Source organism: Neptuniibacter pectenicola, assembly GCF_001597735.1.
Classification (GTDB): Bacteria; Pseudomonadota; Gammaproteobacteria; order Pseudomonadales; family Balneatricaceae; genus Neptuniibacter; species Neptuniibacter pectenicola.
In genome coordinates, this window is sequence record NZ_LUTS01000133.1 from 1 (window position 1) to 265 (window position 265).

A 265-nucleotide genomic window follows, 5' to 3' on the forward strand; every position below is an offset into this window, starting at 1 on the left:
GCAACAAAGTAACCTTTTCCGTTTTTCGAGCTCAAAATAGATTGGATTTTTTCAGGTGTTAGGAATTCTTGTAGTACTCCAACAATGTAGCTTATTGCCAAGAAAAGAATGATAAGTTCGGTAGCAAGAAAGGCAAACATGTTTGCGGTTTCTTTGGCCATTTCTAAAAATTCAGCGTTCATATTAGTCAGTCCTAATGATTCGATATGTTTGGAATTATAGAACTATTTAAGTTGAGATCAATAAATATTTCGATAAATGTCGA

1 pseudogene is annotated in these 265 nt (G+C 33.2%); it reads right to left on the bottom strand.

What is annotated here, in order from left to right:
* Positions 1-182 (bottom strand): annotated as a pseudogene (locus A3773_RS17215) (permease); the annotation flags it as partial.
* Between the last annotated feature and the right edge of the window lie 83 nt (positions 183-265).